1 protein-coding gene is annotated in these 655 nt (G+C 71.1%); it reads left to right on the top strand.

Annotated elements, in window-relative coordinates; all coding sequences use genetic code 11:
• Positions 1 to 655, top strand: a 655-nt coding sequence (locus tag EOC06_RS38250) for an AMP-binding protein (RefSeq protein ID WP_164899047.1), incomplete at both ends; no start/stop codon positions are given.

Genomic DNA, 655 nt, shown 5'->3' with positions numbered 1-655 from the left:
CGATCGGGCGTCCGATTGCCAACACGCGGGTGTATCTTCTGGACGGGCATGGTGGGCCGGTGCCGTTCGGGGCGGTGGGCGAGCTTTGCATTGGCGGGGCAGGCGTTGCGCGGGGCTACCTGAACCGCCCTGAGCTGACGGCGGCGCGGTTCATCGCCAGCCCGTTTGTGGACGGCGATCGGCTGTACCGGACTGGCGATCTGGCGCGCTATCTGCCGGACGGCAATCTGGAGTTTTTGGGCCGCAACGACGAGCAGGTGAAGATCCGCGGCTTCCGCATCGAGCCGGGCGAGATCGCGGCGCGGCTTTGCGAGCATGCCTGGCTGCGCGAGGCGGTGGTGGTGGCGCGCCAGGACCGCGCCGGCGACAAGCATCTTGTCGCCTATGTGGTGTGCGCGCCCGAGGCCGGCTCGGACGACGACGATGGAGGCGGGCTTGCCGGCGCCTTGCGCGCGCATCTGGGTGCGCGGCTGCCGGACTACATGGTGCCGTCGGCGTTCGTGCGGCTTGCGGCGCTGCCCTTGACGCCGAACGGCAAGCTCGACCGCAAGGCACTGCCGGCGCCGGCCGACGACGCCTATGCGCGCCGCAGCTATGAGGCGCCGCGCGGCGCGGTCGAGACGGCGCTGGCGCAGATCTGGGCGGAGCTTCTCGG

Source organism: Mesorhizobium sp. M7A.F.Ca.MR.362.00.0.0, assembly GCF_004023175.1.
In the GTDB taxonomy this organism is placed as follows: Bacteria; Pseudomonadota; Alphaproteobacteria; order Rhizobiales; family Rhizobiaceae; genus Mesorhizobium.
The sequence above is the reverse complement of the archived record's forward strand: the minus strand, read 5'-3'. Positions and strand labels throughout refer to the sequence as shown.